The organism is Kribbella sp. NPDC058693 (assembly GCF_042715335.1).
Lineage (GTDB): Bacteria > Actinomycetota > Actinomycetes > Propionibacteriales > Kribbellaceae > Kribbella > Kribbella jiaozuonensis.
On the sequence record NZ_JBHXSQ010000003.1, the window covers coordinates 1495449 to 1518458 of the forward strand.

The window sequence follows — 23010 nt, forward strand, 5'->3', positions numbered from 1 at the left end:
GTCGACTTAGCTGCAAAAGGTAACGGCGGCCCCGAAGGACCGCCGCCACCACATCAAGCTCAGGACTTCGCCGTTGCGGCTCCGCCGTCGTCGAGGATCTCCGGCAGGTCATTCACACCCGGGTCGCCGCGGTCGGCGAGGTAGTCCGTCGGGTGCGTGGTGTCCTGACCGTCCGGCACCTTCAGCGCCCGGAACACGAACGTCAGCACGATCACGATGAGCAGGTTCAGCACGAACGCGGTCAGCGCGATGTACGCCGGGGTGTTGGTGCCCGGGATGTTCGCCAGCGATCCGCCGAAGTGCTTCTTGGTCGCCGGGTTCACCACGTTGTACGCCGAGATCGTGCCGAACACCATCGCGACAGCCCAACCGGTCAGCAACGCGTACCGGTGGAACCAGCGCGTGTACAGACCGACCACGATCGCGGGGAACGTCTGCAGGATCCAGATACCGCCCAGGAGCTGCAGGTTCAGCGCGATCGTCTTGTCCATCGCGAGCACGAACACCAGCGCGCCGACCTTCACCAGCAGCGACGCCAGCTTGGAGACCTTGGCCTCCTCGGCCGGTGACGCCGACGGCTTGATGAACGCGCGGTAGATGTTGCGGGTGAACAGGTTCGCCGCCGCGATCGACATGATCGCCGCCGGCACCAGCGCGCCGACCGCGATCGCCGCGAACGCGATCCCGGCGAACCAGGACGGGAACTCCTGGTCGAACAGCCGCGGGATCGCCAGCTGCGGGTTGGCCAGCCCGTCCAGGCCCTTCACGTTCACGTTCGCCTTGATCGCCATGAAGCCGAGCAGCGCGAGCAGACCCAGCAGCAGCGAGTACGCCGGGAGGATCGCCGCGTTCCGCCGTACGACGTTCCGCGTCTTCGTCGAGAGCACTGCGGTCACGGAGTGCGGGTACATGAACAACGCCATCGCGGAACCCAGACCCAGCGTCCAGTACGACACGTAGCCCGCATTGCCGGGGATGAACGACCCGGTCGGCTTGCCGGTGGCCGGGTTCGTCTTCGCCATCTTCTCCTGGGCCGCACCGAAGATCGAGTCCCAGCCGCCGAGCACATGCGGCAGGTAGAAGATCGCGACCAGGATCACCACGTAGATCAGGAAGTCCTTGACGAACGCGATCATCGCCGGCGCCCGCAGCCCGGACGAGTACGTGTACGCCGCGAGCACGGCGAACGCGATCAGCAGCGGGAGGTCCTTGGCCAGCGTGTTGCTGCCGCCGAGGCCCATCGTCTCGAAGACCGCCTGCATACCGACCAGCTGCAGCGCGATGTACGGCATCAGGGCGAGGATGCCGGTCACCGCGACCGCCAGCGACAGCGCCTTGCTGCCGTACCGGCCGGTGACGAAGTCGGCCGGCGTCACGTACCCGTGCCGATGCGAGACCGACCACAAGCGGGCCATGAAGACGAACACGATCGGGTAGGCGACGATCGTGTACGGAACGGCGAAGAAGCCGCTGATCGCACCTGTCGCATACATCGCGGCGGGCACGGCGATGAACGTGTACGCCGTGTACAGGTCGCCGCCCAGCAGGAACCAGGTGACGAACGTACCGAAGCTCCGGCCGCCCAGACCCCATTCGTCGAGGTTGTCCAGATGGCCGGCGCTACGCCAGCGCGACGCCATGAAGCCCATCACGGTGACACCGCCGAAGATGACGATGACGATGATCAACTGCACCCAGTCGACACTCGTGTTCACTGTCCGGCCTCCTTGGTGTCGGCGTCGGCATCGGGGGCGTCAGGGTCACCAAGTCCCTGCGCGGCCCGGCGCCGGCGTTCCTCGGCACGCAGCAGCCGGTAACTGATGCTGACCAGGATCGCGGACAGGAACACCCACATCAGCTGGTACCAGTAGAAGAACGGGAATCCCCACAGGTGGGGGTCGGCCTTGGCGTACGTCGGCACGAGCAGCGGTACGACGACCGCCACAACCAGAAGCACACCGGAGATCCAGTACGCGGGCCTGACCGCGGACAATCGAGACACTGCAAACCTCCTCGGGACACAGGCGCAACGCAGCACGCTACCGTTCGATGACAGTCGGTACTAGACCTTCAGGTTGGTGCATGGATAACGAAAAGGCATGGTTCGTACGGCGCGTCGTGCTGTCCGTCCTGTTCCTCGTCATCGTTGCCGTGCCGCTGTATCCGGAACTGTTCGGGCTGGACGAGGTCACCCCGTTCACCCAGCTGGCCGCCTTCCGTCCGCAAGGTCTGGTCGTGGTACTACTGCTGGCGCTCCTGATGCTCGTACGACGCGGCTGGCGCATCGCCGCCGTACTCGTCGCCTCGCTCGCACTGATCGGCGGCGCCCTGATCGCACCGCGTCAGTTCTCCGATGCCAGGCCCGCTCCGGCCGGCGCCCGGGTGCTGACGATCATGGTCGCGAACGTGCTCGGCGGTGGCGCCCGCGCTGCGGACGTGGCCCAGGTGATCCGCGACCGCAAGCCGGACCTGGTTTCGTTGCCGGAGGCACAGGTCGACGTCCGCGAGGAGATCCGGGCGCAGCTGCAGGACCAGCAGTACAAGGGCTTCACGGCCCAGCCGAGCAAGGCGCCCGAGAGTGCGACCAGTGTGCTGGTGTCGTCCTCGCTCGGGAACGTGGCGTTCGCGTCCGAGCCCGGGACGACCTTCGGCAACGTCATCGTGACCGGTGGAAAGCTCGGCGCGATCCGGCTGATCGCGTACCACGGCTTCCCGCCGTTGACCGACTCGGTCACGACCTGGAAGAACGACCTCCTGCACGTACGGCGATGGTGCACCGAGGATGCGCCGACGATAGTTGCAGGGGACTTCAACGCGACCGTCGACCACGCGGACTTCCGGCACGCGCTGGGCGGTTACTGTCGCAGTGTCGCACCGACCGTCGGCGCCGGCCTGCAAGGCACCTGGCCGGCCGACCAGCCCGTCGTCCTGCGGACGCAGATCGACCACGTGGTGGTGACGCGGCAGTTCGAGCCGGGTCGGTTCACGACGTACCCGATCGAGGGGACGGACCACCGGGCCGTCGTGGCGACGGCCGGCATTTCTACGACGGGTTAGTGGCCGGACGGTAGATGTAGGGCTGCGAGGCCTGGACGGCTTCGGTCAGCATCAGCAGCAGGTCGGCGCGCGCTTCGATCGGGCGGCCGAAGAGCTCGTCGTCGCCGGGGATCGGGAACCCCTTCACGCCGATCGCCAGCTGGCTGAGCAGAACGTGCAGCACGCCGCGAGCATTGAACACCGCGGGCGTCGGCCACTCCGGCAGGGTCTCGTGCATCAGCGGCTGCTGGCCGGCGGTCGCCGCGATCGGCTTCAGCCAGCGCTCGAGCTCGTCGCTGCTCAGCATGTTCCGGTGCAGGATCGTCATTACCGCGTGCGCGACCCGGTCGTGCTCCTCGTGCACCCAGCGGTACGGCGTGTCCTTGACGATCCGGTCCGCGAGTACGTCGAGCAGCGCCCGCAGTACCCCGGCGTCGCAGTGCCGGGAGCGGGCCAGCGCGCCGATCGCGTCGGCGCCGTGGGCAACGGCATGCGCCCAGCCGCAGTCCTTGACGAATCCGCGCAGGTCGCGTTCGCGCAGCAGCCAGGTCGCCAGCCGGTCGCCCCAGCGCATCACCACCTCGTCGTGCACGAGGAACTCGGCGTTGTCGCGGTGGATCACTTCGGCCAGCGTCAGCGCGGTGAACGAGCGGCGGAACACGCTGTCGGTGCCGTCCTCGCCGAGCCCGTAGTTCAGCCCGGCACAGAGGCCGTCGCCGAACCCGGGCAGCAGGTCGTCGTACACCCCGCGCTCCAGCCAGGTGGCGAGCGTCGGGTAGGCGAGGGCATCACGGACCTGCGGGTTGGTGCTGGCCAGCCCGCGGACAAGCTCCTCGGTGAGCTCGGTCAGCGTACGGTCGTGCGGTACCGCGTAGTCCGCGGCCATCACGTCCTGCCAGTACGTCGACTCCACCCGAGCATCCTTTCATCCGTGCTGAATCAACTAACACCTGTCTACACCAACTTGTCGAGCGGACCACTCCGGCCGGTGGTATAAGACGCTCGGTAGCATCGAACTCGTGCCGTCTCTGACCGACGTGGCCCGAAACCACACCACCCTGGACCAGGCCGACCTGGACCGCCTGCAGCTGCTGATCTCCGACTGGCAGATGCTGGCCGACCTGTCGTTCGCCGACCTCGTGCTCTGGCTGCCGGACACCGAGGGCCTCGGCTTCTGGGCCGGTGCCCAGATGCGGCCGACGACCGGCCCGACGGCGTACCTCGACGACATCGTCGGCAGCTTCATCCCGCGCGGCCGCCGGCACCTGCTCGACCAGGCGTACGACGGCGGCCGGATCTGCCGCGAGGGCGATCCTGAATGGCGCGACGACGTACCCGTCCGGGTCGAGACGATCCCGGTACGACGCGGCACCCGGGTGATCGCGGTGATCGCGCGCAACACCAACCTGCTCGGCGTCCGTACGCCGTCCCGGCTCGAGATCGCCTATCTGCAGAGCGCGACCGACCTGGCCCGGATGATCACCGACGGCATCTTCCCGTACGGCGGGGAGCGGCTGCTCTCCACCACGCCACGCGTCGGTGACGGCTGCATCCGGGTCGATCGGCACGGCATGGTGACGTTCGCGAGCCCGAACGCGTTGTCGGCGTACCGGCGGATGGGTCTTGTCACCGATCTCGTCGGCAGCAGGCTGAAGGACGTCACCGCGGAGCTGCTGCATTCCGGACACAAGGTCGACGACGTGCTCGCGTCGGTGGTCACCGGACGTGCGGCCAAGGAGATCGAGATCGAGAACTCCGACGCGACGCTGTTCCTGCGCGCGATCCCGCTGCGGGCCGACGGTGCGCATGTGGGGGCGCTGATCCTGCTCCGTGACGTCACGGAGCTGCGGAGCCGGGAGCGGGAGCTGGTCACCAAGGAGGCGACCATCCGGGAGATTCATCATCGCGTCAAGAACAACTTGCAGACGGTCGCCGCGTTACTCCGGATGCAGGCCCGAAGAATCGCCGTCCCGGAAGGACAGGCCGCCTTGTCCGAAGCGGTTCGTCGGGTCGGGTCGATCGCGATCGTGCACGAGACGCTGTCGGAGTCGTTCGACGAGCATGTGGACTTCGACGATGTGGCCGACCGGGTCGCCGCGATGGTCGCGGATGTGTCGACGGTCTCGACCGCGGTGGAGACGCGGCGGAGCGGGACGTTCGGCGTACTCGACTCCGAAGTGGCGACTCCGCTGGCGATGGTGCTGACCGAACTGATGCAGAACTCGGTCGAGCACGCCTTCGGAGCCCGCGACGGGGGAGAGGCGCACGGCACGATCGAACTCACCGCCGAACGGTCGGTCGGACGCCTGCACATCGACGTCATCGACGACGGCAAAGGGTTGCCGACGAACTTCGACTCCGAACTGTCCGGCAACCTGGGCCTGTCCATCGTCCGCACCCTCGTCATCGGGGAGCTGGACGGAACCCTTGAATTCGGCAACCGTCACGACGGAAAGCCCGGCACCCAGGTCACCCTGGACATCCCGGTCAAGGACTAGGCCGGGGAAACACAAAGGCCCCGCGGTGTTTTCCGCGGGGCCCCGAGAGGACTTACTCAGGCGGTGCGGATGCGCTGGCGGGCGTTGCGGCGCTTGAGAGCGCGGCGCTCGTCCTCGCTCAGACCGCCCCAGACACCGTGGTCCTGGCCGGCTTCCAGCGCCCATGCCAGGCACTGCTCACGCACGTCGCAACGTCGGCACACCTGCTTGGCTTCCTCGATCTGCATGATCGCGGGGCCGGTGTTACCGATGGGGAAGAACAGTTCCGGGTCCTCGTCGAGGCATACGGCCCGGTGGCGCCAATCCATGGCGGATCCCATCTCTCTCAGTAGTTGACGTAAGCTGACGGGTAGGTCTGTGCCCAGTCAGCGGTGCTGTACTCGTCGGTTCGTCTCGCACTGGGGGGTTTTAGTGCGATGCGTTGTGAACGCATTCACGAACGAGACCATGTTCCCAATCTTGGCGGATCGAAACAAGGGTTATGGAGTTGTCGATCCGATCACAACGCTTCCTTAACACTCGGAACTGGCGCAGGGTCGTACGCTCCATCCGGTTATCGGACGGAGCCGCTCTTCCGCAATCACCCGTTCACTGCAGGTAACCGTTCCAACCTTCTTTTGGTTACGCACAACCCTCAAATCCCTGTAGGGCCTTGGGTCCGCGAGGCCCCCGAGAACATGCGGCACTAAGCTGGCGAAGTGCCGACCGACTCCCCAGCTGCCGCCGTCCCGAGACCGCTCAAGTTAGCTGCGGCAGTGGTCGCTTTGGAAGGCCTTGCGCTGATCGTTCTGGGAATTGGCGAAGCCTTGACGCTTCATGGCGATCGCTTGGTGCTCGGCCTCACCACGGCCGGCTTCTTCCTCGTGTACGGCGTCGCCCTCGGCTTCGTCGCGCGTGGTCTGTCGAAGGCCGTGCGCTGGAGTCGCGGGCCGACGGTATTCACACAATTGATCCAGCTCCTGGTCGCGTACAGCTTCTGGGGCGGATCGACCAAGGTGGTCACGGTCGCGCTCGCCGTCGCTGCCCTCGCAGTACTGATCTGCGTGTTCCAGAAGGCTTCCACCGACGCACTGGCCGGTGGCGAGACCAACGATCACCCGGTGCTCTAGACAGCTATTCCTTCAGCAGGCCGGCGCGGAGCTCGGTCAGCGTCCGGGCCAGCAGCCGGGAGACGTGCATCTGTGAGATGCCGATCTCCTCGGCGATCTGGGACTGCGTCATACCGCGGAAAAAACGCAGTGTCAGGATGCGCTTCTCGCGGGTGTCCAGCTGTGCCAGCAAGGGTTTGAGCGACTCCCGGTACTCGACGCTCTCCAGCGCTTCGTCCTCGCCGCCGAGGCCGTCCAGGACCGTGGTCGCGTCGGTCTCGTTCTGGTCGGGAGCGTCCAGGGACAAGGTGTTGTAGGCGTTCGCGGACTCGAGCCCTTCGATCACCAGATCCGGTGAGAGTCCGAGCCGGTCGGACAACTCGGCCACGGTCGGCGCCCGGCCCAGCTCCTGGGTCAGCTCGGCGGTGGCTGCGGTCAGCGACAACCGCAACTCCTGCAGCCGCCGCGGCACCCGGATGGCCCAGCCCTTGTCGCGGAAGTACCGCTTGATCTCACCCAGGATCGTCGGCGTCGCGTACGTCGAGAACTCGACCCCGCGATCCGAATCGAAACGGTCGATCGCTTTGATCAGGCCGATCGTGGCCACCTGCACGAGGTCGTCGTACGGCTCGCCGCGGTTGCGGAACCGGCGGGCCAGATGCTCCACCAGCGGCATGTGCAGCGCGACCAGACCGTCCCGCGCCGCCGTGTGGGCGGCATCGGAAGGCCCCGAGGCGGCAGCCATCCGCTGGAAGAGGTCTGCCGTTCGGGTACGCAAATCCGTGGACTCCCGAGGCTCGCCCGGGGTTTGCTCGACGGTCACGCGGTCTCCGTCGCGGTGGCCGTGGCCGTCACGGTGATCGTCAGTCTGCCGTCGATGGTCTCGGCGGCAGCCGACTCGACGAGCGCGGTCAGAACTGTCCACCCGAACGAGTCGGTGTCCGGCATCCAGCCGCCCGGCACGATCGCGCTCGCGCGCACGGTGAGCTGCGGCGGCTCGATCTCGAACACGCACTCCAGCACGCCGTCGGCCGCCTCCGGCAGCAGCAGCGCGCAGGCCTCGTCCACCGCGATCCGCAGATCGTCGATCGCGTCCAGGGTGAAGTCGTTGCGGGCAGCGAGATTGCCGACCACAGATCGCGGTACGGCGATGTAGGCACTGTCCGCCGGGATACTCAGGCGGACCTCGGCGGCTCGTCCCGTGCTGCTCACATCGTCTCCCTCGATCGATCCCCAACGCCGTACATCATCCAACCTCACGGACGCTGATGCACGGCGAACGGGGCCGACCGAGGCAAATCCCCTGAAATCAGGGGTGTTCGTGCTCCGAACGCAGCCGCGACAGGAACGCCTGGGTGCGGGAGTGCTGCGGATTGCCGATCACGTCCTTCGGCGGGCCGGCCTCGACGACCACACCGGCGTCCATGAAGACGACCGTGTCCGCGACGTCGCGGGCGAACGACATCTCGTGGGTGACCACGATCATCGTCATCCCGTCGAGCGCGAGCTCCCGCATCACCGCGAGCACCTCGCCGACCAGCTCGGGGTCGAGCGCCGACGTGGGCTCGTCGAACAGCATCAGCTTCGGCTGCATCGCCAGCGCCCGCGCGATCGCCACCCGCTGCTGCTGACCGCCGGACAGCTGCGCCGGGTAGGCGTTGCAGCGGTCCGCCAGCCCGACCCGGTCGAGCAGCTTCATCGCCCGCTCCCGGGCGACCTTCTTGGACTCACGCTTCACCTGCGTGGGCGCCTCGACGATGTTCTCCAGCGTCGTCTTGTGCGGGAACAGGTTGAACCGCTGGAACACCATCCCGATCTCGCGCCGTTGCGCCGCGATCTCCTTGTTCTTCAGCCGGTACAGCTTGCCGTCGCGCTCGTTGTACCCCATCAGTTCGTCGTCGACCCAGATCCGGCCGCCGTCGATCGTCTCGAGCTGGTTGATGCAGCGCAGGAACGTCGTCTTACCCGAACCCGACGGCCCGAGCAGGCACACGACCTGACCGCGATCCACATCGAGGTCGATGCCTTTGAGTACTTCGTTGTGGTGGAAGGACTTCGTCACATTCACCGCGTGGACCAATGGCATCAGGCGCCTCCCGCCCCGGCCGGCCGCGCGGCTCGTGGTGCCTTGGTCCCGAAGCCGCGGCCGAAGTGCCGCTCCAGGAAGTACTGGCCGACCATCAGCACGCTCGTCGCGGCCAGGTAGTACAACGTCGCGGCGACCGCGATCGGGAACGTCTTGTAGTACGTGCTGCCGATCGACTGCAGCTGGTAGAACAGCTCGCCGATCACCGGTACGGCCAGCAGCAGCGAGGTGTCCTTCAGCATCGCGATCGTCTCGTTGCCGGTCGGCGGCACGATCACCCGCATCGCCTGCGGCAGTACGACGCGGCGCATCACCTTGCCGCTGCTCATCCCCAGCGCCTCGGCCGCCTCGGCCTGGCCCTTGTCGACGCTCATGATGCCCGCCCGGGCGATCTCGGCCATGTACGCCGCCTCGGACAGCCCGAGCCCGATCACACCCGCGACGATCCCGGTGAACACCTGGTTCGCGTCGAGGGTGAAGAACCGCCAGTCACCGGACATCCCGAGCCAGTCGATGATCTTCCAGTCGAACGGGATCCCGAACGCGATGCCCTGCGGGAACAGGATCCCCAGTGTGCCCATCGTGAACAGCAGGATGTACCGCGGGATGCTCCGGAAGAACCAGGTGAACACCCACGACACCCCGGCCAGGATCGGGTTGTCCGACAGCCGCATCACGGCCAGCAGCACGCCGCCGCCGACACCGACGATCATCGACAGCACGGTGACCAGCAGCGTGCCCTTGAGGAAGCCGTTGATCACCGGCTGCTGGTTCATCGCCTGGAAGACGAAGCTCCAGTCGAAGGCCTTGTTCGTCACCAGCAGGTGCACCAGCATCGCGGCCAGGATCACGATCACGGCGATCGCGACCCAGCGGCCCGGATGCCGGACCGGTACGGCGTTGATCGCCCCCGGCCGATCGGGGCTTGCGTCCGTCGGCCGGGTCTCCGTTGTGTCGGTGCTCATCGGAGCCTCACGGGTTCACGGCGAAGTCGGTGAGCGCACCCGAGTCGTTGTTCCACTTCTGCAGCGTGCTCTTGTAGGTGCCCTCGGTGTTCAGGGCCTTCAGCGCCTCGGTGATCGACTGCGCGAACGCCGTCTCCGCCTTCGGGATCACATAGCCGTACGGCGCGGCGTCGTAGATGTCACCGAGCTGCTCGAGCGCACCGTTGGTCTGCTTGATCGCGTACAGCACGACGGGGGAGTCGGCCAGCATCGCGTCGGCCTTGCCGCCGACCAGGTCCGCGGTGGCCTGGTCCTGCTTCTCCCGGACGACCAGCTTGATCTCCGGCTTGCCGGCGGCCTTGCACGCGGCCTGCCGCTTCGGCATGTCGTCCTCGAGCTGCGTCGTACCCTTCTGCACCGCGACGGTCTTGCCGCACGCGTCGTCGGCCTTGACGCCCTTCGGGTTGCCCTTCGCGGTCGCCCACAGCGTGCCGGCGTTGAAGTAGCTGACCATGTTGACCTGCTGCTTGCGCTTGTCGTTGATCGTGAACGACGAGACGCCGACGTCGTACTTGCCGCTCTGGACACCGGTGATGATCGTGTCGAAGCCGGCCGGCTGCCAGTCGACCGTGACGCCGTACTTCTGCGCCACCGCGTTGAACAGGTCGACGTCCATGCCGACGACGGTCTTGCCGCCCTGCAGGAACTCGTTCGGCGGGTAGCTGGCGTCCACGCCGACGACGATCTTCCCGGCCGACTTGATCTTCGGCGGCAGCGAACCACTCAGATCGGGTCCGCTGCTGGCGGGACCGCTCGAGGGAGCGCTGGAGGGGGCGCTCGACGGAGAGGTGGACGAACCACCTTCGAGAGAGTTCGAACCGCAGCCGGCGGCGGCGAGAACCAGGACACCGGACAACGCCAGTGTCCTACGCAGGACAGACATCTAGGTCCTCCAAACCCGGGCACCGGTCGGCCCCGGTGCCATGTGTCCGCATCTTGACACAAGGACCTGTGGGCAGCGCACGGACCAACCCCTAATGGAGACCGATTCGTAGTCTGCGGCGTTTCACACTGCGGCCCGTCGATCGCCCGGGCACGCAGCGTGACGATCAAACGGTTGGTTCGACGTGGGTCGGGTCGAGGACGCGGCGCAGGAACGTCCGGGTGCGCTCCTCCTTGGGGCTTCCGATCACGTCGGCCGGCGGGCCTTGCTCGACGATCACGCCGCCGTCCATGAACACCACCCGATCGGCCACCTCACGGGCGAACGCCATCTCGTGCGTGACGACGAGCATCGTCATCCCGTCCAGCGCGAGTTTGCGCATGACCGTGAGTACGTCGCCGACGAGCTCGGGGTCGAGCGCGGACGTCGGCTCGTCGAACAGCATCAGCGCCGGGTCCATCGACAACGCGCGCGCGATCGCGACCCGTTGCTGCTGGCCGCCGGACAGCTGGGCCGGGTACGCGTCGATCTTGTCGCTCAGCCCGACCCGCTCCAGGTTGGCGCGGGCGATCCGGTCCGCGTCCTGCTGCCCGCGCTTGAGAACGGTGCGCTGGGCAACAGTGCAGTTGGCCAGCACGGACAGGTGCGGGAACAGGTTGAACTGCTGGAACACCATCCCGATCTGCTGCCGGGCCGCGTCCAGGTGGCAGTCCGGGTCGGTGATGTCCTCACCGCGGACGATCACCTGTCCCTCCTGCGGTTTCTCCAGCAGGTTCACGCACCGCAGCAGCGTCGACTTGCCCGAGCCGGACGGCCCGATCACGCAAACGACCTCGCCCTGCTCGACGGTGAAGTCGATCCCGCGCAGGACGTGGTTGCTTCCGAACGACTTGTGCAGGTTCTTGATCTCTACGAGTGCCATTTACCGGGTCCTCGCCGTTCGGGCCTCGAGCCGGCGGGCCAGGATGCCCAGCGGCAGGGTGATCGCCAGGTAGCAGAAGCCGCAGACCACGATCGGGGTCAGGTTCGAGTCGGTGTTGGCCAGGTCCCGCCCGAAGCCGGTCAGCTCGTACCCGTCGGCCGAGACGCCGATCATGAACACCAGCGAGGAGTCCTTCACCAGCAGGATCAGGTCGTTGGTCAGCGGCGGCAGCACGATCCGGAACGCCTGTGGCAGCACGATCTTCCGCATCGCCAGCCCGGCCGGCATCCCCAGCGAGCGAGCCGCCTCGACCTGCCCCTTCGGCACCGCCTGGATACCGGCCCGGATCACCTCGGCCATGTACGCCGAGGCCACGATCCCGAGCGCCAGCCAGACCACGCCGTACGGGTCCCAGGGGATCGTCATGCCCGGGAACGCGAGCGGCAGCAGGCTGAACGCGATGAACACCACGATCGCCGGCAGCCCGCGGAAGAACTCGATGTACGCCGTCGCGATCCACCGGTACGGCCCGACCTGGCTGAGTTTCATCAACGCCAGCAGCGTGCCGCCGGCCAGACCGATCACGAAGGCGCCGGCCGTGTACTCCAGGGTCTTCACCAGGGCCTGGAGCACGCCGGCCTCGAAGGTCGACTTGATGAACTCCGGCCGGAAGAACACGCTGCCGACCTGGCGCCAGTTCGCGCTGACCGCGGCGACCACGATCAGGAGGACCAGGACGGCGTACTGGATCCAGCGGGAGCGCTGAGCCCGCTGCCGCGGGCTCAGTCCCTTCCGCTCAACGGTTGTCGGGGTCGAGGTACTCACTTCGCCGGCTCAACCCCGAACCACTTCTTGTAGATCTCGTTGTACTTGCCGTCGGACTTGGCCTTGGTCAGCAGCTCGTTGAACTTCGACACCAGCTTCGGGCCGCTGCCGTCCTTGAGCGCGCCGAAGCCGTACTGCTCACCGGTGTTGAACTCGGCGACCACGGCCATGTCCGGGTTGTCCTTGACGAAGTCGTACAGCACGCCGTTGTCGTTGATCGCGGCGGCGACCCGGCCGGACTTGACGTTGTTCTCCTGCAGTGCCAGGTCGTTGAACGGGATCACCGTGTACCCGTTGGCGGCGGCGTTCTCGTCGGCGTACTTCTTGCCGGTGGTGTCGGCCTGCGCGCCGAGCTTCTTGCCGCGCAGGTCCGCCAGCGACGAGATGCCGGAGTCCTTCTTGGCCATCAGCACCTGGGTGGCGTCCATGTACGGGTCGGTGATGCTGATCGCGGCCTGACGCTCCTTGGTGATCGTCATCGCGCCCATGCCCATATCGCATTTCTTCGCCTGGAACGCGGCGCCGGACGTCACCTGGGCCCACTCGATGTTCACCACGTCCTGCTTCAGGCCCAGGTCGTCGGCGACCAGGTTCAGCAGGTCCACGTCGAAGCCGACGACGTCGGTGCCGTCCTTGTACTGGAAGGGCTTGTACGGCAGGTGGGTGCAGACGGTGAGCTTGCCGGGCTTGACCAGCGTGATGCCGGCCGCCTTCGCCTTGTCATCGGAACCGCTGCTGCCCGAGTCGCTGCCACAGGCGGACAGGGACAGTCCGAGTACGGCGGCCACGGCGACAACAGCTCGAGTCTTGCGGAGAGTGGGGACGAAATTCATCGCGAGTTCTCCTCGACAGGGGTTGTGAATGCCGCATCTTGGCACACAGGAGGGCATGTGGGACCCCTCACAGCAGACCAGTTGGGCCTGTGGTTTACTCGGACGCACGGGCGATCCCCTGTACTCGAACGCTTTCTTCCGCTGATTTTCGAAAGGGCTCTCATGGTCGCCCAGCCTCTGGAAACCCCTATTTCCGACCCGTTCGCGGGTGACGCCGTCTTCGAGCTGCACCGCGGCGGCAAGATCGAGGTGTCGTCGTCGATCCACGTCCGTGATGCGGACGATCTCTCGAAGGCCTACACGCCCGGCGTCGCGCGGGTCTGCACCGCGATCGCCGAGGACCCCTCGCTGGTACGCCGCTACACCTGGAAGTCCAACGTGGTCGCAGTCGTTACCGACGGCACCGCCGTACTCGGGCTGGGTGACATCGGCCCGGCCGCGTCCCTGCCGGTGATGGAGGGCAAAGCCCTGCTGTTCAAGGAGTTCGGCGGCGTCGACTCGGTGCCGATCGCGCTGGACTGCACGGATGTCGACGAGTTCGTCGAGACGGTCGCGCGGATGGCGCCGACGTTCGGCGGGATCAACCTCGAGGACATCTCCGCGCCGCGCTGCTTCGAGATCGAGCGCCGGCTGAAGGAGCGGCTCGACATCCCGGTCTTCCACGACGACCAGCACGGTACGGCGGTCGTCGTACTCGCCGCGCTCCGCAACGCGCTGCGGGTCACGGGCAAGAACATCGAGGACATCCGCGTGGTGATCTCCGGCGCCGGTGCGGCCGGGGTGGCCTGTGCGCGGATCCTGCTGCAGGCGGGCGTCGGCGACCTCGCCGTCGTGGACAGCAAGGGCGTGCTGCACGAGGACCGCGCCGACCTCAACCCGGTGAAGCTGTCACTGGCCCGCGACACGAACACGGGCGGCCTGTCCGGCCGATTGGTCGACGCGCTGGTGGGTGCGGACCTCTTCCTCGGCGTCTCCGGCGGGACCGTGCCGGAGGAGGCGATCGCGCAGATGGCCGACAACGCGATGATCTTCGCGCTGGCCAACCCGAATCCCGAAGTACACCCCGATATCGCGCACCGGCACGCCGCGGTGGTCGCGACCGGCCGCTCGGACTTCCCAAACCAGATCAACAACGTGCTGGCGTTCCCGGGCATCTTCCGCGGCGCCTTCGACGCGGACGCCACCCGCATCACCGAAGGCATGAAGCTGGCCGCCGCCGATGCGTTGGCGGGCCTGATCGCGGCCGAGGACCTGCGGCCCGACTACATCATCCCGTCCCCGTTCGACGAGCGCGTCGCGCCGGCTGTCGCGGCAGCGGTAGCCGAGGCCGCGGTGCGGGACGGCGTCGACCGCGGGTGAATTCGGTAACTGACTTGCTGCGGACCACCGCCTAAGGTGGTCCGCATGCTTGCTGCTTATGCCGCCAAGTTCGACGCCGACAACCCCATCGCCGCGCTGGAGGTGGGGGAGCGGCCGGAGCCTGAGGTCCCCGAGGGTTGGGTGACGATCGAGGTGAAGGCGACGGCGCTCAACCATCACGATCTGTGGTCGTTGAAGGGGGTCGGGCTGGCCGAGCAGAACCTGCCGATGATCCTCGGCTGCGACGCGGCCGGCGTGGACCCGGACGGGAACGAGGTCGTCGTGCACGCGGTGGTCTCGGATCCGGCCTGGAAGGGCGACGAGACGCTCGACCCGAAGCGGTCGCTGCTGAGCGAGCGGTACCAGGGCACGCTGGCGCAGAAGGTCGCAGTACCGGCGCGGAACGTCGTACCGAAGCCGGCCGGGTTGACCTTCGAGCAGGCGGCCTGCCTGCCGACGGCGTGGTTGACGGCGTACCGGATGTTGTTCACGCAGTCCGGGCTGAAGCCGGGCGACACCGTGCTCATCCAGGGTGCGGGCGGTGGCGTCGCGACCTCGCTGATCACGCTCGCGCGGGCCGCGGGGATGCGGGTGTGGGCGACCAGCCGGGACGAGGCGAAGCGGGCCAAGGCGGTCGACATCGGCGCGCACGAGGCGTTCGAGTCCGGCGCGCGGCTGCCGGAGCGGGTCGACGCGGTGATGGAGACGGTCGGGCAGGCGACCTGGTCGCACTCGCTCAAGTCGCTCAAGCAGGGCGGCACGCTGGTGATCTCCGGCGCGACCAGCGGCCAGGCGCCGAAGTCCGCCGAGCTGAACCGGATCTTCTTCCTCCAGTTGCGCGTCCAGGGCTCCACGATGGGCACCCGGACCGAGCTGGCCGAGCTCCTGCAGTTCATGGCGACCGCGGGCGTCTCGCCGCACATCGATTCGATCTTCCCGCTCGCCGACGCCCGCGACGGCTTCGCCAAGATGAACGCAGGCGACGTCTTCGGCAAGATCGTCTTTACTGTCTGAGTGCAACCCGAGATCCGCCCCGTCACGGTCGACGACGCCGAGGCCGCGGCCTGGTGTCACCTGCTCTGCTGGCGGGAGGCGTACGCCGGGCTCGTGCCGGCCGATCTGCTGCTGGAGCGAACCTCGAACCTCGAACGCCGGATCGAACGCTGGACCACACCCCTAGGCGACGGCCGGCGACGCTGGATCGCGGTGAACCCGGACCCGGAGGCGCCGGTCCAGGACCGGGTGGCCGGGTTCGTCGGGATCGGCCCGGGCCGGGATGACGACGCGCCGGTGCCGTTCGAGCTGGAGGCGATCTACACCCGGCAGGCGTTCTGGAAGACCGGGCTCGGCACCCGCCTGCTGGATGTTGCCGTCGGCAAACAGCCCGCGTTCCTCTGGGTCTTCGAGGGAAACGAGCAGGCGCTCGGCTTCTACCGGCGGCACGGGTTCGCGCCGGACGGGGTCGGCAAGCACGATCCGTACTTCGATCTGCGTGAGATACGCCTCGTCCGGCACTGACGTTTCATGCCGGAAACATTGGCGTCGCACCGGGGCAACGCGACGGGTTCAGTCTGTTCCTACCGATCCGCCCGATCGATGAGGAGCGATGAGCCCATGAGGCCTACTTTGACGGTGATCGTTGACCCGGCCGACCGCTGGATGACGAAGGCCGCGTGCGTCGGACAAGCGCCGTCGTACGACGAGACCGCGACCCAGTGGGAGCAGCGGAAGGCGCAGGCGATCTGCCTGACCTCCTGCCCGGTGATCGAGGAATGCCGGGAATGGGCCCGCCGGACGAAGTTCACCGGCACCGCCGCCGGCGAGAAGTTCCTCTACGGCCGCCGCCGCGGCCGCCCGGGCCCCCAGGAGCGCCGCAACCGCCCCGCCATCATCGAAGAGCAGCAGGCCAGCTAGACCTCGAGAAGCTCGTCGGCGCGTTCTGCGTCGGCGGGCTTTTCCGTGCGGCGGAACGGTGAGGTGATCGTCCGCAGCACCTGGTCGCGGTTGTGGATCGCCGCGCCGATGGCCAGCAGGAGGTAGACCGCGCTGATCACGTACCGCCCGGTCTGACCCGGTACGGCGAACTGGACCGCGAACAGCCCCAGCAATGTCCACGCCGCCCAGCGCGGGAAGCGCAGGTTGAGCAGGATCGCGATCCCGAGCAGCGTCTGCGTCGCGGTGAGGAGGAACTCCTCGATCTGCCGCCCGTCCAGGTGCAGCGCCGGGCCGCCGCCACCGATGCCGTAGGCGATCGGGAGGCTGCCGATCAGCAGCGTCCACTGGTTCACCTTGGCCGAGATCAGCAGGCCCAGCGCCGCCGCGCCCTTGCCCCGCCAGGCGAACAGGATCGCCACGATGAACTCCGGCGCCTCGGACGCCAGCGGCGCCAGCCACTGGACCAGCAGGAACTGGTCGATCCCCAGCGCGTGCCCGCCCTGCACCAGCGAGTCCGCGAACGGCTCCGCAGCCGCCAGGATGATCCCGGCCGAGACCAGGAACATCGCGGTCACGGTGATCCGTCGCTGCAGCTGAGGCAGCGCGCCGATCGTCGCGGCCGGGCCGATCAGGTCGGGCTCGTCGTCATGCTCCGACGTGGCCGCGCGGTAGAGGTAATAGGCGAAGAACGCCAGCAGCAGGATCCCGAGTACCAGGTGGATCTCGCCGGTCAACGGGATCACGAACGCGACCACACCGGCGACGGCAAGGAACCCCAGCTCCCGGCGGTACCCGGACTCGAGCACCAGCGCCTTGACGGACTGCCCGCTGCGGCGTGAAGCGACGTACAGGCTGATCAGTACGACGCTCGACCAGCCGAGGCCGAGGAGCAGCCGGTTCGATCCGGTCATGTTGGCCGCGGCGAACTGCACGTAGTCCGGATTCGAGCCGGCCGTGTGGGCGAAGTACAGATCCACCGCGTACTCCGGCAGGACCGCGATGACGGCCAGCAAGGCGATCGCCAGACCGCCTGAAATGTCCATCTCCGCCGCCTCGGCGGCCCAGGCCAGCACGAACGATGCGGCGACCACGGCGAGGCCGAAGATGAAGATCGAAGCCAGTGCCGGGGGATGGGTGCCGGTGAGCCGGAGGGCGACCGCGGGGATCGCCACCAGGAACAGCAACAGCACGGGGCGGAGCGCTCGGAACATGGTTCCAGCCTGCCACCGTTTCGATACTTTCGCAATTGCGAAAGTGTGAGACCGTCATCACCACGGCCCGGCGAGCTGTCCGCAGACCGGTCTACCGGTCACAATGACTGCGCGATGACCAACCCTGAACCGACGAAGGCTCAGCTCGATTCCGCCGCGGGCACCTTTGCCATGCTCTCCGCACCCGTCCGGCTGCACCTGGTGTCGCTGGCCGCGCAGGGGGAGTACGACGTCGGCACCCTGGCGGACCGCGTCGGCGTGAGTATCGCCACCGCGAGCCAGCACCTCGGCAAGCTCCGGCTGGCCGGGATCATCACCGCGCGCCGCGAGGGCCGGCGACACATCTACACCGTCGACGACCCGCACGTGCTCAACCTGGTCGACCAGATCTTCGAGCACATCGCCCCCGACGGCTCACTCGCGCCCGACCCACCACGCCGTACGAGACCACCCCACACCGACTAGAGCACGTGCCGCAGATACCGCTCCGGCCCCTCCAGATACGCCTTCCAGTTCCGCACGAGCTCCAGCTCGTCCCACGTCGTACGCCGGATGCCCCACTCGCCGACCTCGAGGATCGCGGCGCCGGGAAGGGCTGAGATGAGGGGCGAGTGGGTCGCGCAGAGAACCTGGGAGCCGGACTCGGCCAAGCGGTTGAGGACGCCGACGACAGCCAGGCTGCTGGAGAACGAGAGCGCCGACTCCGGCTCGTCGAGGCAGTAGAAGCCTTGGCGGGTGAAGCGGCTGCTGATGAGGTTGAGGAAGCTCTCGCCGTGGCTGAGCTCGTGGAAGACCGGGTCGGGTGGGCCGGAGGTCTTCGGGTTCTGTTCGAGGTAGGTGTAGAAGCCGTGCATCGTCTCGGCGCGGAGGAAGTAGCCGGCGCGTTTGCCGCCGACGCCGCGGGTCAGCTGCAGGTCGTCGGCGAGTGAGGACTCGGTGGCCCGGGTTGTCAGCCGGGCGCCGGTCGAACCGCCTTCGGCGGACAGGCCGAAGGCCATCGCGACTGCCTCGACGATGGTGGACTTGCCGGCGCCGTTCTCGCCGACCAGGAACGTGACGCCGGGGTCGAGGTCGAGGCCGTCGGTGAGGAGTTGGTGGACGGCCGGGATCGTGTGCGGCCAGGTCCCGGACGGACGAATGCCCTCCGCCGCGGCAACCCGGCGTACGGGCTGCGAGGCGAAGGGCATTCGCTCAGGCTACTAGTCGTCCTCGTCGTCGAGCCGGGCCAGCCAGGTGGCGAAGCGCTCGATCGGCGTTTCGAACTCGGGGTTCAGATCGACGAACTCGCGCAGCCGCTCGGCCACGAAAGCGAGCGTGACATCCTCCTCGCCACGCCGCTTCTCCAGCTCCTCGATCCCGCGGTCGGTGAAGTACACGTCAGCTGAACGCCTGCTTCAGCAGCGTCGTCTGCTCGGTGCCGTGGACACCGTGCGATCCGACCGCCGGGGCTGCCATCGCCGGCCGGGACACCCGGTAGAACGGCTTGCCGCCCAGGTGCTCGGTCAGGTTCAGCGCCATGAACGGCCACGGGCCTTGGTTCGCGGGCTCGTCCTGGACCCAGCGGATCTCGGTCGCGTGCGGGTACTTCGCCAGCTCGGCCACGATCTCCTCGGCCGGCAGCGGGTACAGCTGCTCGACCCGCAGTACCGCGGTGCTGATCTTGTCCGGCTCGACCTTCTTGCGCTCGGCCAGCAGGTCGTACACGATCCGGCCCGACGCCAGGATGACCCGCTCGACGGTCGCCGGGTTGGCCTCGGCCTCCACGTCGTTGATCACCGGGCGGAAGGTGCCGTGGGTCAGCTCCTCCGGCTGCGACACCGCCTCCTTGCGCCGCAGCAGCTGCTTCGGCGTGAACACGACCATCGGGTTGTGCTCCTCGCCGAGCGTGTGCCGGCGCAGCAGGTGGAAGTACGACGCCGGCGTCGACGGCTGGGCGACGGTCATGGCGTTCTCCGCGCACAGCGCGAGGAACCGCTCGATCCGAGCCGAGGTGTGGTCCGGGCCCTGGCCCTCGTAGCCGTGCGGCAGCAGCAGCACGACACCGGACTTCTGGCCCCACTTCGCCTCACCGGACGAGATGTACTCGTCGATGACCGACTGCGCGCCGTTGACGAAGTCGCCGAACTGCGCCTCCCACAGGGTCAGCGCCTCCGGCCGCGCCACGGAGTACCCGTACTCGAAGCCGAGGGCGGCGTACTCGCTCAGCAGCGAGTCGTAGACGTAGAAGTTCGCCTGACCCTCGTCCAGGTTCTGCAGCGGGACGTAGTCCTGGCCGTTGACCCGGTCGATGACCGCGGCGAACCGCTGCACGAACGTCCCGCGGCGGCTGTCCTGACCAGCGAGCCGGACCGGCCGGCCCTCGAGCAGCAGCGAACCGAAGGCGGTGATCTCCGCGCTGGCCCAGTCGATCGGGCCCTCGGTGATCGCGTGCGCCCGGCGCTGCAGCTGCGGCATCACCTTCGGGTGCACGGTGAAGCCGGCCGGCAGCGTGGTGTGCGCGTCGGCGATCTTCTTCAGCACCTCGGGCGTGGTCGCGGTCGCGTCCGGGCCGTCCGGCTTGTCCGGGTAGACCGGGGCCGTCACGTACGGCGGCGGGGTGTCCGGCTGGTTCTTCGCCTCGCGGACCTCGGCGAACACCCGCTCGAGCCGGTGCTGGAAGTCCATCATCGCCTGCTCGGCCTCTTCGATCGTGATGTCGCCACGACCGATCAGGGCCTCGGTGTACAGCTTGCGGACCGAGCGCTTCTGCTCGATCAGGTCGTACATCAGCGGCTGGGTGAAGCTCGGGTCGTCGCCCTCGTTGTGACCGCGGCGGCGGTAGCAGACCAGGTCGATGACGACGTCCTTGTTGAACGCCTGCCGGTACTCGAAGGCCAGGTCGGCGACCCGGATGCACGCCTCGGGGTCGTCGCCGTTCACGTGGAAGATCGGCGCCTGCACCATCCGCGCGACGTCGGTGGAGTACATCGACGAGCGGGACGAGGCCGGCGAGGTGGTGAAGCCGACCTGGTTGTTCACGATCACGTGGATCGTGCCGCCGGTGCGGTAGCCGCGCAGCTGGGACAGGTTCAGCGTCTCGGCCACCACGCCCTGGCCGGCGAAGGCCGCGTCGCCGTGCACCAGCACGGGCAGCACCGGGAACGCGGCGCCGCGGTCGAGGATGTCCTGCTTGGCCCGGACGATGCCCTCGAGCACCGGGTCGACGGTCTCCAGGTGGGACGGGTTCGCCGCCACCGACACCTTGATCTTGTCGCCGAACTCCGAGACGAACTCGCCCTCGGCGCCCAGGTGGTACTTGACGTCACCGGAGCCCTGCACGGTCCGCGGGTCGATGTTGCCCTCGAACTCGCGGAAGATCTGGCCGTATGACTTGCCGACGATGTTCGCCAGCACGTTCAGCCGGCCGCGGTGGGCCATGCCGATCGCGACCTCTTCCAGCCCGGCGCCGGCCGCCTCCTCGCAGAGCTCGTCGAGCAGCGGGATCGTGGTCTCCCCGCCCTCGAGCGAGAACCGCCGCTGGCCGACGTACTTGGTCTGCAGGAAGGTCTCGAACGCCTCGGCCTCGTTCAGCTTGGCCAGGATCCGCAGCTGCTCCTCGCGCGGCGGCTTGGTGTGCGGCCGCTCGATCCGCTCCTGCAGCCACTTGCGCTGCTCGGGGTCCTGGATGTGCATGTACTCGATACCGGTGGTCCGGCAGTACGAGTCGCGCAGGATGCCGAGGATCTCGCGCAGCTTCATGAACCGCCGGTCGCCGCCGAACGAGCCGGTGGCGAACTCGCGGTCCAGGTCCCACAGCGTCAGGCCGTGGGTGGCGACGTCGAGGTCCGGGTGGCTGCGCTGCTTGTACTCCAGCGGGTCGGTGTCGGCCATGATGTGGCCGCGCACCCGGAACGCGTGGATCAGCTCGAGGATGCGGGCCTGCTTGCTGATGTCCTCCTCGTGGCTGTGCGGGAGGTCGGCGGCCCAGCGGATCGGCTCGTACGGGATCCGCAGCGACTGGAAGATCTCGTCGTAGAAGCCCTCGCCGCCGAGCAGCAGCTGGTGCAGGCGGCGCAGGTACTCACCCGACTGGGCGCCCTGGATGATCCGGTGGTCGTACGTCGAGGTCAGCGTCATCACCTTGCTGACCGCGAGCTTGGCCATCGTCTCGTCGGCCGCACCCTGGTACTCCGGCGGGTACTCCATCGCGCCGACGCCGATGATGCAGCCCTGGCCGGTCATCAGCCGCGGCACCGAGTGCTGGGTCCCGATCGTGCCGGGGTTGGTCAGGCTGATCGTGGTGCCCTGGAAGTCAGGCAGCGCGAGCTTGTTGTCCCGGGCCCGGCGGACGATGTCCTCGTAGGCCATCCAGAAGTCGGCGAACGTCATCGTCTCGGCCGACTTGATCGAGGGCACCAGCAGCTGCCGGGTGCCGTCCGGCTTCTGCATGTCGATGGCCAGGCCGAGGTTGATGTGCGCCGGGTTGACCAGGGTCGGCTTGCCGTCGGTCTCGTCGTACGACGCGTTCATCTCCGGCAGCGTCTTCAGCGCCTTGACCAGCGCCCAGCCGATCAGGTGGGTGAAGGACACCTTGCCGCCGCGGGCGCGCTTGAGGTGGTTGTTGATGACGATGCGGTTGTCGATCAGCAGCTTGACCGGGACCTGGCGGACGCTGGTCGCGGTGGGGACCGTGAGGCTGGTCTCCATGTTCTGCGCCGTCCGGGCCGGAGCCCCGCGGAGGATCTTCCGCTCGGCCTCGCCGGCCGGGGCGGCCGCGGGCTGGGCAGGCTTGGGCTGGGCGCTGGACGGCTGGTTCACCGTACCTCCGGTGGGAGCTGCCTTCTGGGGTGCGGCGGCCTGCGCAGGGGCCGGCGCTGCCGGGGTCTGAGTAGCGGGGGACTGCGTCGCCGCCGCGGCGGCAGGTGCGTTCGAGGCGGGCACGGTCGGCGCGCTGCCGCGGCTCGGCGCCTCGGGCGTCTTGTTGTCGGACACCGCGTCCGGCCGGGGAGCGTCGGCCGGGGGAGTCGTCACCGGCTTCGCGTCACCGTCGGGGTTGTAAGTCTTAAAGAAGTCGAGCCACGCCGGATCCACCGAGTTCGGGTCCTGCTGGTACTTCTCGTACAGCTCGTCGACCAGCCATTCGTTCGCACCGAAGGCTGCTAGGGGGTTGGTGTCTGATGGCTCGGTGGCCACTTGGCAGTTCGCCTCTTCCGATTTCGGGTCCGGTAGCACGGTTAATTCAGATGTTATGGGTGGTGTCCCATGCAAAGGCTAATAGCACGCGGACCACTTCCACAGCCCGGGACCACCGGACCAGTGTGTCGAGTGGTCGGGCTCCGGCGAGTCGGTCG

The 23010-nt window shown here is 67.7% G+C and carries 24 protein-coding genes; 8 read left to right on the forward strand and 16 right to left on the reverse strand.

The genetic code is table 11. The annotated features are described in order from the left end of the window. Positions 1-59 precede the first annotated feature (59 nt). On the reverse strand, positions 60-1649 hold the full coding sequence (mctP, locus tag ACFWUU_RS25405) for a monocarboxylate uptake permease MctP (RefSeq protein ID WP_380179061.1): 1590 nt from the start codon (positions 1647-1649) through the stop codon (positions 60-62). A 62-nt stretch (positions 1650-1711) separates the two neighbouring features. Continuing rightward, positions 1712-2002: a DUF3311 domain-containing protein gene (locus ACFWUU_RS25410; protein WP_380178804.1), complete on the reverse strand. Its 291-nt coding sequence runs from the start codon at positions 2000-2002 to the stop codon at positions 1712-1714. Between the two features lie 80 nt (positions 2003-2082). On the opposite strand from ACFWUU_RS25410, the gene ACFWUU_RS25415 reads away from it, so the two are divergent. Beyond that, positions 2083-3057: an endonuclease/exonuclease/phosphatase family protein gene (locus tag ACFWUU_RS25415; RefSeq protein WP_380178806.1), complete on the forward strand. Its 975-nt coding sequence runs from the start codon at positions 2083-2085 to the stop codon at positions 3055-3057. Here the strand turns inward: ACFWUU_RS25415 and ACFWUU_RS25420 are convergent. Beyond that, entirely contained in the window at positions 3044-3949 is a 906-nt protein-coding gene (locus ACFWUU_RS25420; protein WP_137258058.1) for a DUF2785 domain-containing protein, read from the reverse strand. The genes ACFWUU_RS25415 and ACFWUU_RS25420 overlap by 14 nt on opposite strands. A gap of 106 nt (positions 3950-4055) precedes the next feature. Between ACFWUU_RS25420 and ACFWUU_RS25425 the strand changes: the two genes are divergently transcribed. Beyond that, the gene (locus tag ACFWUU_RS25425; RefSeq protein WP_137258057.1) at positions 4056-5534 is read left to right on the forward strand and encodes a sensor histidine kinase; all 1479 of its coding nucleotides are present in this window, start codon (positions 4056-4058) and stop codon (positions 5532-5534) included. Between the two features lie 56 nt (positions 5535-5590). On the opposite strand, the gene ACFWUU_RS25430 is transcribed toward ACFWUU_RS25425, so the two are convergent. Next, on the reverse strand, positions 5591-5842 hold the full coding sequence (locus ACFWUU_RS25430; protein WP_130383822.1) for a WhiB family transcriptional regulator: 252 nt from the start codon (positions 5840-5842) through the stop codon (positions 5591-5593). A 447-nt stretch (positions 5843-6289) separates the two neighbouring features. Between ACFWUU_RS25430 and ACFWUU_RS25435 the strand changes: the two genes are divergently transcribed. Next, positions 6290-6643 carry a hypothetical protein gene (locus ACFWUU_RS25435; RefSeq protein WP_380178808.1) on the forward strand — a complete coding sequence of 118 codons (354 nt, stop codon included), beginning with the start codon at positions 6290-6292 and terminating at the stop codon, positions 6641-6643. A gap of 4 nt (positions 6644-6647) precedes the next feature. On the opposite strand, the gene ACFWUU_RS25440 is transcribed toward ACFWUU_RS25435, so the two are convergent. The 8 genes from ACFWUU_RS25440 to ACFWUU_RS25475 all read right to left on the reverse strand — a co-directional run bounded on the left by ACFWUU_RS25440 (position 6648) and on the right by ACFWUU_RS25475 (position 13175). After that, entirely contained in the window at positions 6648-7445 is a 798-nt protein-coding gene (locus ACFWUU_RS25440) for an RNA polymerase sigma factor SigF (protein ID WP_380178810.1), read from the reverse strand. Continuing rightward, a complete protein-coding gene (locus tag ACFWUU_RS25445; RefSeq protein ID WP_137258054.1) occupies positions 7442-7834 on the reverse strand; it encodes an anti-sigma regulatory factor in 393 nt (130 codons plus the stop codon). The genes ACFWUU_RS25440 and ACFWUU_RS25445 overlap by 4 nt, the downstream gene beginning before the upstream one ends. Positions 7835-7931: 97 nt before the next feature. After that, on the reverse strand, positions 7932-8708 hold the full coding sequence (locus ACFWUU_RS25450) for an amino acid ABC transporter ATP-binding protein (RefSeq protein ID WP_137258053.1): 777 nt from the start codon (positions 8706-8708) through the stop codon (positions 7932-7934). Beyond that, the gene (locus tag ACFWUU_RS25455) at positions 8708-9673 is read right to left on the reverse strand and encodes an amino acid ABC transporter permease (RefSeq protein ID WP_137258052.1); all 966 of its coding nucleotides are present in this window, start codon (positions 9671-9673) and stop codon (positions 8708-8710) included. Before ACFWUU_RS25455 ends, ACFWUU_RS25450 begins: the two co-directional genes overlap by 1 nt. 7 nt (positions 9674-9680) lie before the next feature. Beyond that, complete coding sequence (locus ACFWUU_RS25460; protein ID WP_137258051.1) at positions 9681-10595, reverse strand: ABC transporter substrate-binding protein; 915 nt, start codon at positions 10593-10595, stop codon at positions 9681-9683. Positions 10596-10761: 166 nt separating this feature from the next. After that, positions 10762-11517 (reverse strand): amino acid ABC transporter ATP-binding protein, encoded by a 756-nt coding sequence (locus tag ACFWUU_RS25465; RefSeq protein ID WP_137258050.1) that lies wholly within the window; start codon positions 11515-11517, stop codon positions 10762-10764. Continuing rightward, the gene (locus ACFWUU_RS25470; RefSeq protein ID WP_380178812.1) at positions 11518-12342 is read right to left on the reverse strand and encodes an amino acid ABC transporter permease; all 825 of its coding nucleotides are present in this window, start codon (positions 12340-12342) and stop codon (positions 11518-11520) included. Next, the gene (locus ACFWUU_RS25475; protein ID WP_380178814.1) at positions 12339-13175 is read right to left on the reverse strand and encodes an ABC transporter substrate-binding protein; all 837 of its coding nucleotides are present in this window, start codon (positions 13173-13175) and stop codon (positions 12339-12341) included. Before ACFWUU_RS25475 ends, ACFWUU_RS25470 begins: the two co-directional genes overlap by 4 nt. A 162-nt stretch (positions 13176-13337) precedes the next feature. Here ACFWUU_RS25475 and ACFWUU_RS25480 point away from each other — a divergent pair, with 162 nt between their 5' ends. The 4 genes from ACFWUU_RS25480 (at position 13338) to ACFWUU_RS25495 (ending at position 16448) form a co-directional block, all read left to right on the forward strand. After that, on the forward strand, positions 13338-14534 hold the full coding sequence (locus ACFWUU_RS25480) for an NADP-dependent malic enzyme (RefSeq protein WP_380178817.1): 1197 nt from the start codon (positions 13338-13340) through the stop codon (positions 14532-14534). Positions 14535-14579: 45 nt separating this feature from the next. Further along, complete coding sequence (locus ACFWUU_RS25485; RefSeq protein WP_380178820.1) at positions 14580-15548, forward strand: zinc-binding dehydrogenase; 969 nt, start codon at positions 14580-14582, stop codon at positions 15546-15548. Then, on the forward strand, positions 15549-16052 hold the full coding sequence (locus ACFWUU_RS25490; protein WP_380178822.1) for a GNAT family N-acetyltransferase: 504 nt from the start codon (positions 15549-15551) through the stop codon (positions 16050-16052). Positions 16053-16148: 96 nt separating this feature from the next. Beyond that, positions 16149-16448 (forward strand): WhiB family transcriptional regulator, encoded by a 300-nt coding sequence (locus ACFWUU_RS25495; protein WP_363862409.1) that lies wholly within the window; start codon positions 16149-16151, stop codon positions 16446-16448. Here ACFWUU_RS25495 and ACFWUU_RS25500 read toward each other — a convergent pair. Next, positions 16445-17680, reverse strand: a complete 1236-nt coding sequence (locus ACFWUU_RS25500; RefSeq protein WP_380178825.1) for a sodium:proton exchanger — start codon at positions 17678-17680, stop codon at positions 16445-16447. The genes ACFWUU_RS25495 and ACFWUU_RS25500 overlap by 4 nt on opposite strands. A 114-nt stretch (positions 17681-17794) precedes the next feature. On the opposite strand from ACFWUU_RS25500, the gene ACFWUU_RS25505 reads away from it, so the two are divergent. Then, positions 17795-18145 carry a helix-turn-helix transcriptional regulator gene (locus ACFWUU_RS25505; protein ID WP_137258042.1) on the forward strand — a complete coding sequence of 117 codons (351 nt, stop codon included), beginning with the start codon at positions 17795-17797 and terminating at the stop codon, positions 18143-18145. On the opposite strand, the gene ACFWUU_RS25510 is transcribed toward ACFWUU_RS25505, so the two are convergent. Genes ACFWUU_RS25510 through ACFWUU_RS25520 form a run of 3 tightly spaced genes read right to left on the reverse strand, consistent with a single transcriptional unit; the run spans position 18142 to position 22852 of the window. Further along, positions 18142-18867, reverse strand: a complete 726-nt coding sequence (locus ACFWUU_RS25510) for an AAA family ATPase (RefSeq protein ID WP_380178829.1) — start codon at positions 18865-18867, stop codon at positions 18142-18144. The genes ACFWUU_RS25505 and ACFWUU_RS25510 overlap by 4 nt on opposite strands. A 12-nt stretch (positions 18868-18879) precedes the next feature. After that, positions 18880-19056, reverse strand: a complete 177-nt coding sequence (locus ACFWUU_RS25515; protein ID WP_165546322.1) for a DUF6104 family protein — start codon at positions 19054-19056, stop codon at positions 18880-18882. 1 nt (position 19057) lies between these two features. Further along, positions 19058-22852, reverse strand: coding sequence for a multifunctional oxoglutarate decarboxylase/oxoglutarate dehydrogenase thiamine pyrophosphate-binding subunit/dihydrolipoyllysine-residue succinyltransferase subunit (locus ACFWUU_RS25520; protein WP_380178831.1), 3795 nt, complete (start codon positions 22850-22852; stop codon positions 19058-19060). Between the last annotated feature and the right edge of the window lie 158 nt (positions 22853-23010).

What these genes read in the sequence shown, in the direction of transcription:
- ACFWUU_RS25465 (WP_137258050.1), bottom strand. Translation starts at nt 11,517, where the DNA reads ATGGCACTCGTAGAGATCAAGAACCTGCACAAGTCGTTCGGAAGCAAC.
- ACFWUU_RS25455 (WP_137258052.1), bottom strand. Translation starts at nt 9,673, where the DNA reads ATGAGCACCGACACAACGGAGACCCGGCCGACGGACGCAAGCCCCGAT.
- ACFWUU_RS25495 (WP_363862409.1), top strand. Translation starts at nt 16,149, where the DNA reads ATGAGGCCTACTTTGACGGTGATCGTTGACCCGGCCGACCGCTGGATG.
- ACFWUU_RS25480 (WP_380178817.1), top strand. Translation starts at nt 13,338, where the DNA reads ATGGTCGCCCAGCCTCTGGAAACCCCTATTTCCGACCCGTTCGCGGGT.
- ACFWUU_RS25450 (WP_137258053.1), bottom strand. Translation starts at nt 8,708, where the DNA reads ATGCCATTGGTCCACGCGGTGAATGTGACGAAGTCCTTCCACCACAAC.
- ACFWUU_RS25485 (WP_380178820.1), top strand. Translation starts at nt 14,580, where the DNA reads ATGCTTGCTGCTTATGCCGCCAAGTTCGACGCCGACAACCCCATCGCC.
- ACFWUU_RS25505 (WP_137258042.1), top strand. Translation starts at nt 17,795, where the DNA reads ATGACCAACCCTGAACCGACGAAGGCTCAGCTCGATTCCGCCGCGGGC.
- ACFWUU_RS25510 (WP_380178829.1), bottom strand. Translation starts at nt 18,867, where the DNA reads ATGCCCTTCGCCTCGCAGCCCGTACGCCGGGTTGCCGCGGCGGAGGGC.
- mctP (WP_380179061.1), bottom strand. Translation starts at nt 1,649, where the DNA reads ATGGGCTTCATGGCGTCGCGCTGGCGTAGCGCCGGCCATCTGGACAAC.
- ACFWUU_RS25415 (WP_380178806.1), top strand. Translation starts at nt 2,083, where the DNA reads ATGGATAACGAAAAGGCATGGTTCGTACGGCGCGTCGTGCTGTCCGTC.
- ACFWUU_RS25460 (WP_137258051.1), bottom strand. Translation starts at nt 10,595, where the DNA reads ATGTCTGTCCTGCGTAGGACACTGGCGTTGTCCGGTGTCCTGGTTCTC.
- ACFWUU_RS25500 (WP_380178825.1), bottom strand. Translation starts at nt 17,680, where the DNA reads ATGTTCCGAGCGCTCCGCCCCGTGCTGTTGCTGTTCCTGGTGGCGATC.
- ACFWUU_RS25475 (WP_380178814.1), bottom strand. Translation starts at nt 13,175, where the DNA reads ATGAATTTCGTCCCCACTCTCCGCAAGACTCGAGCTGTTGTCGCCGTG.
- ACFWUU_RS25430 (WP_130383822.1), bottom strand. Translation starts at nt 5,842, where the DNA reads ATGGATTGGCGCCACCGGGCCGTATGCCTCGACGAGGACCCGGAACTG.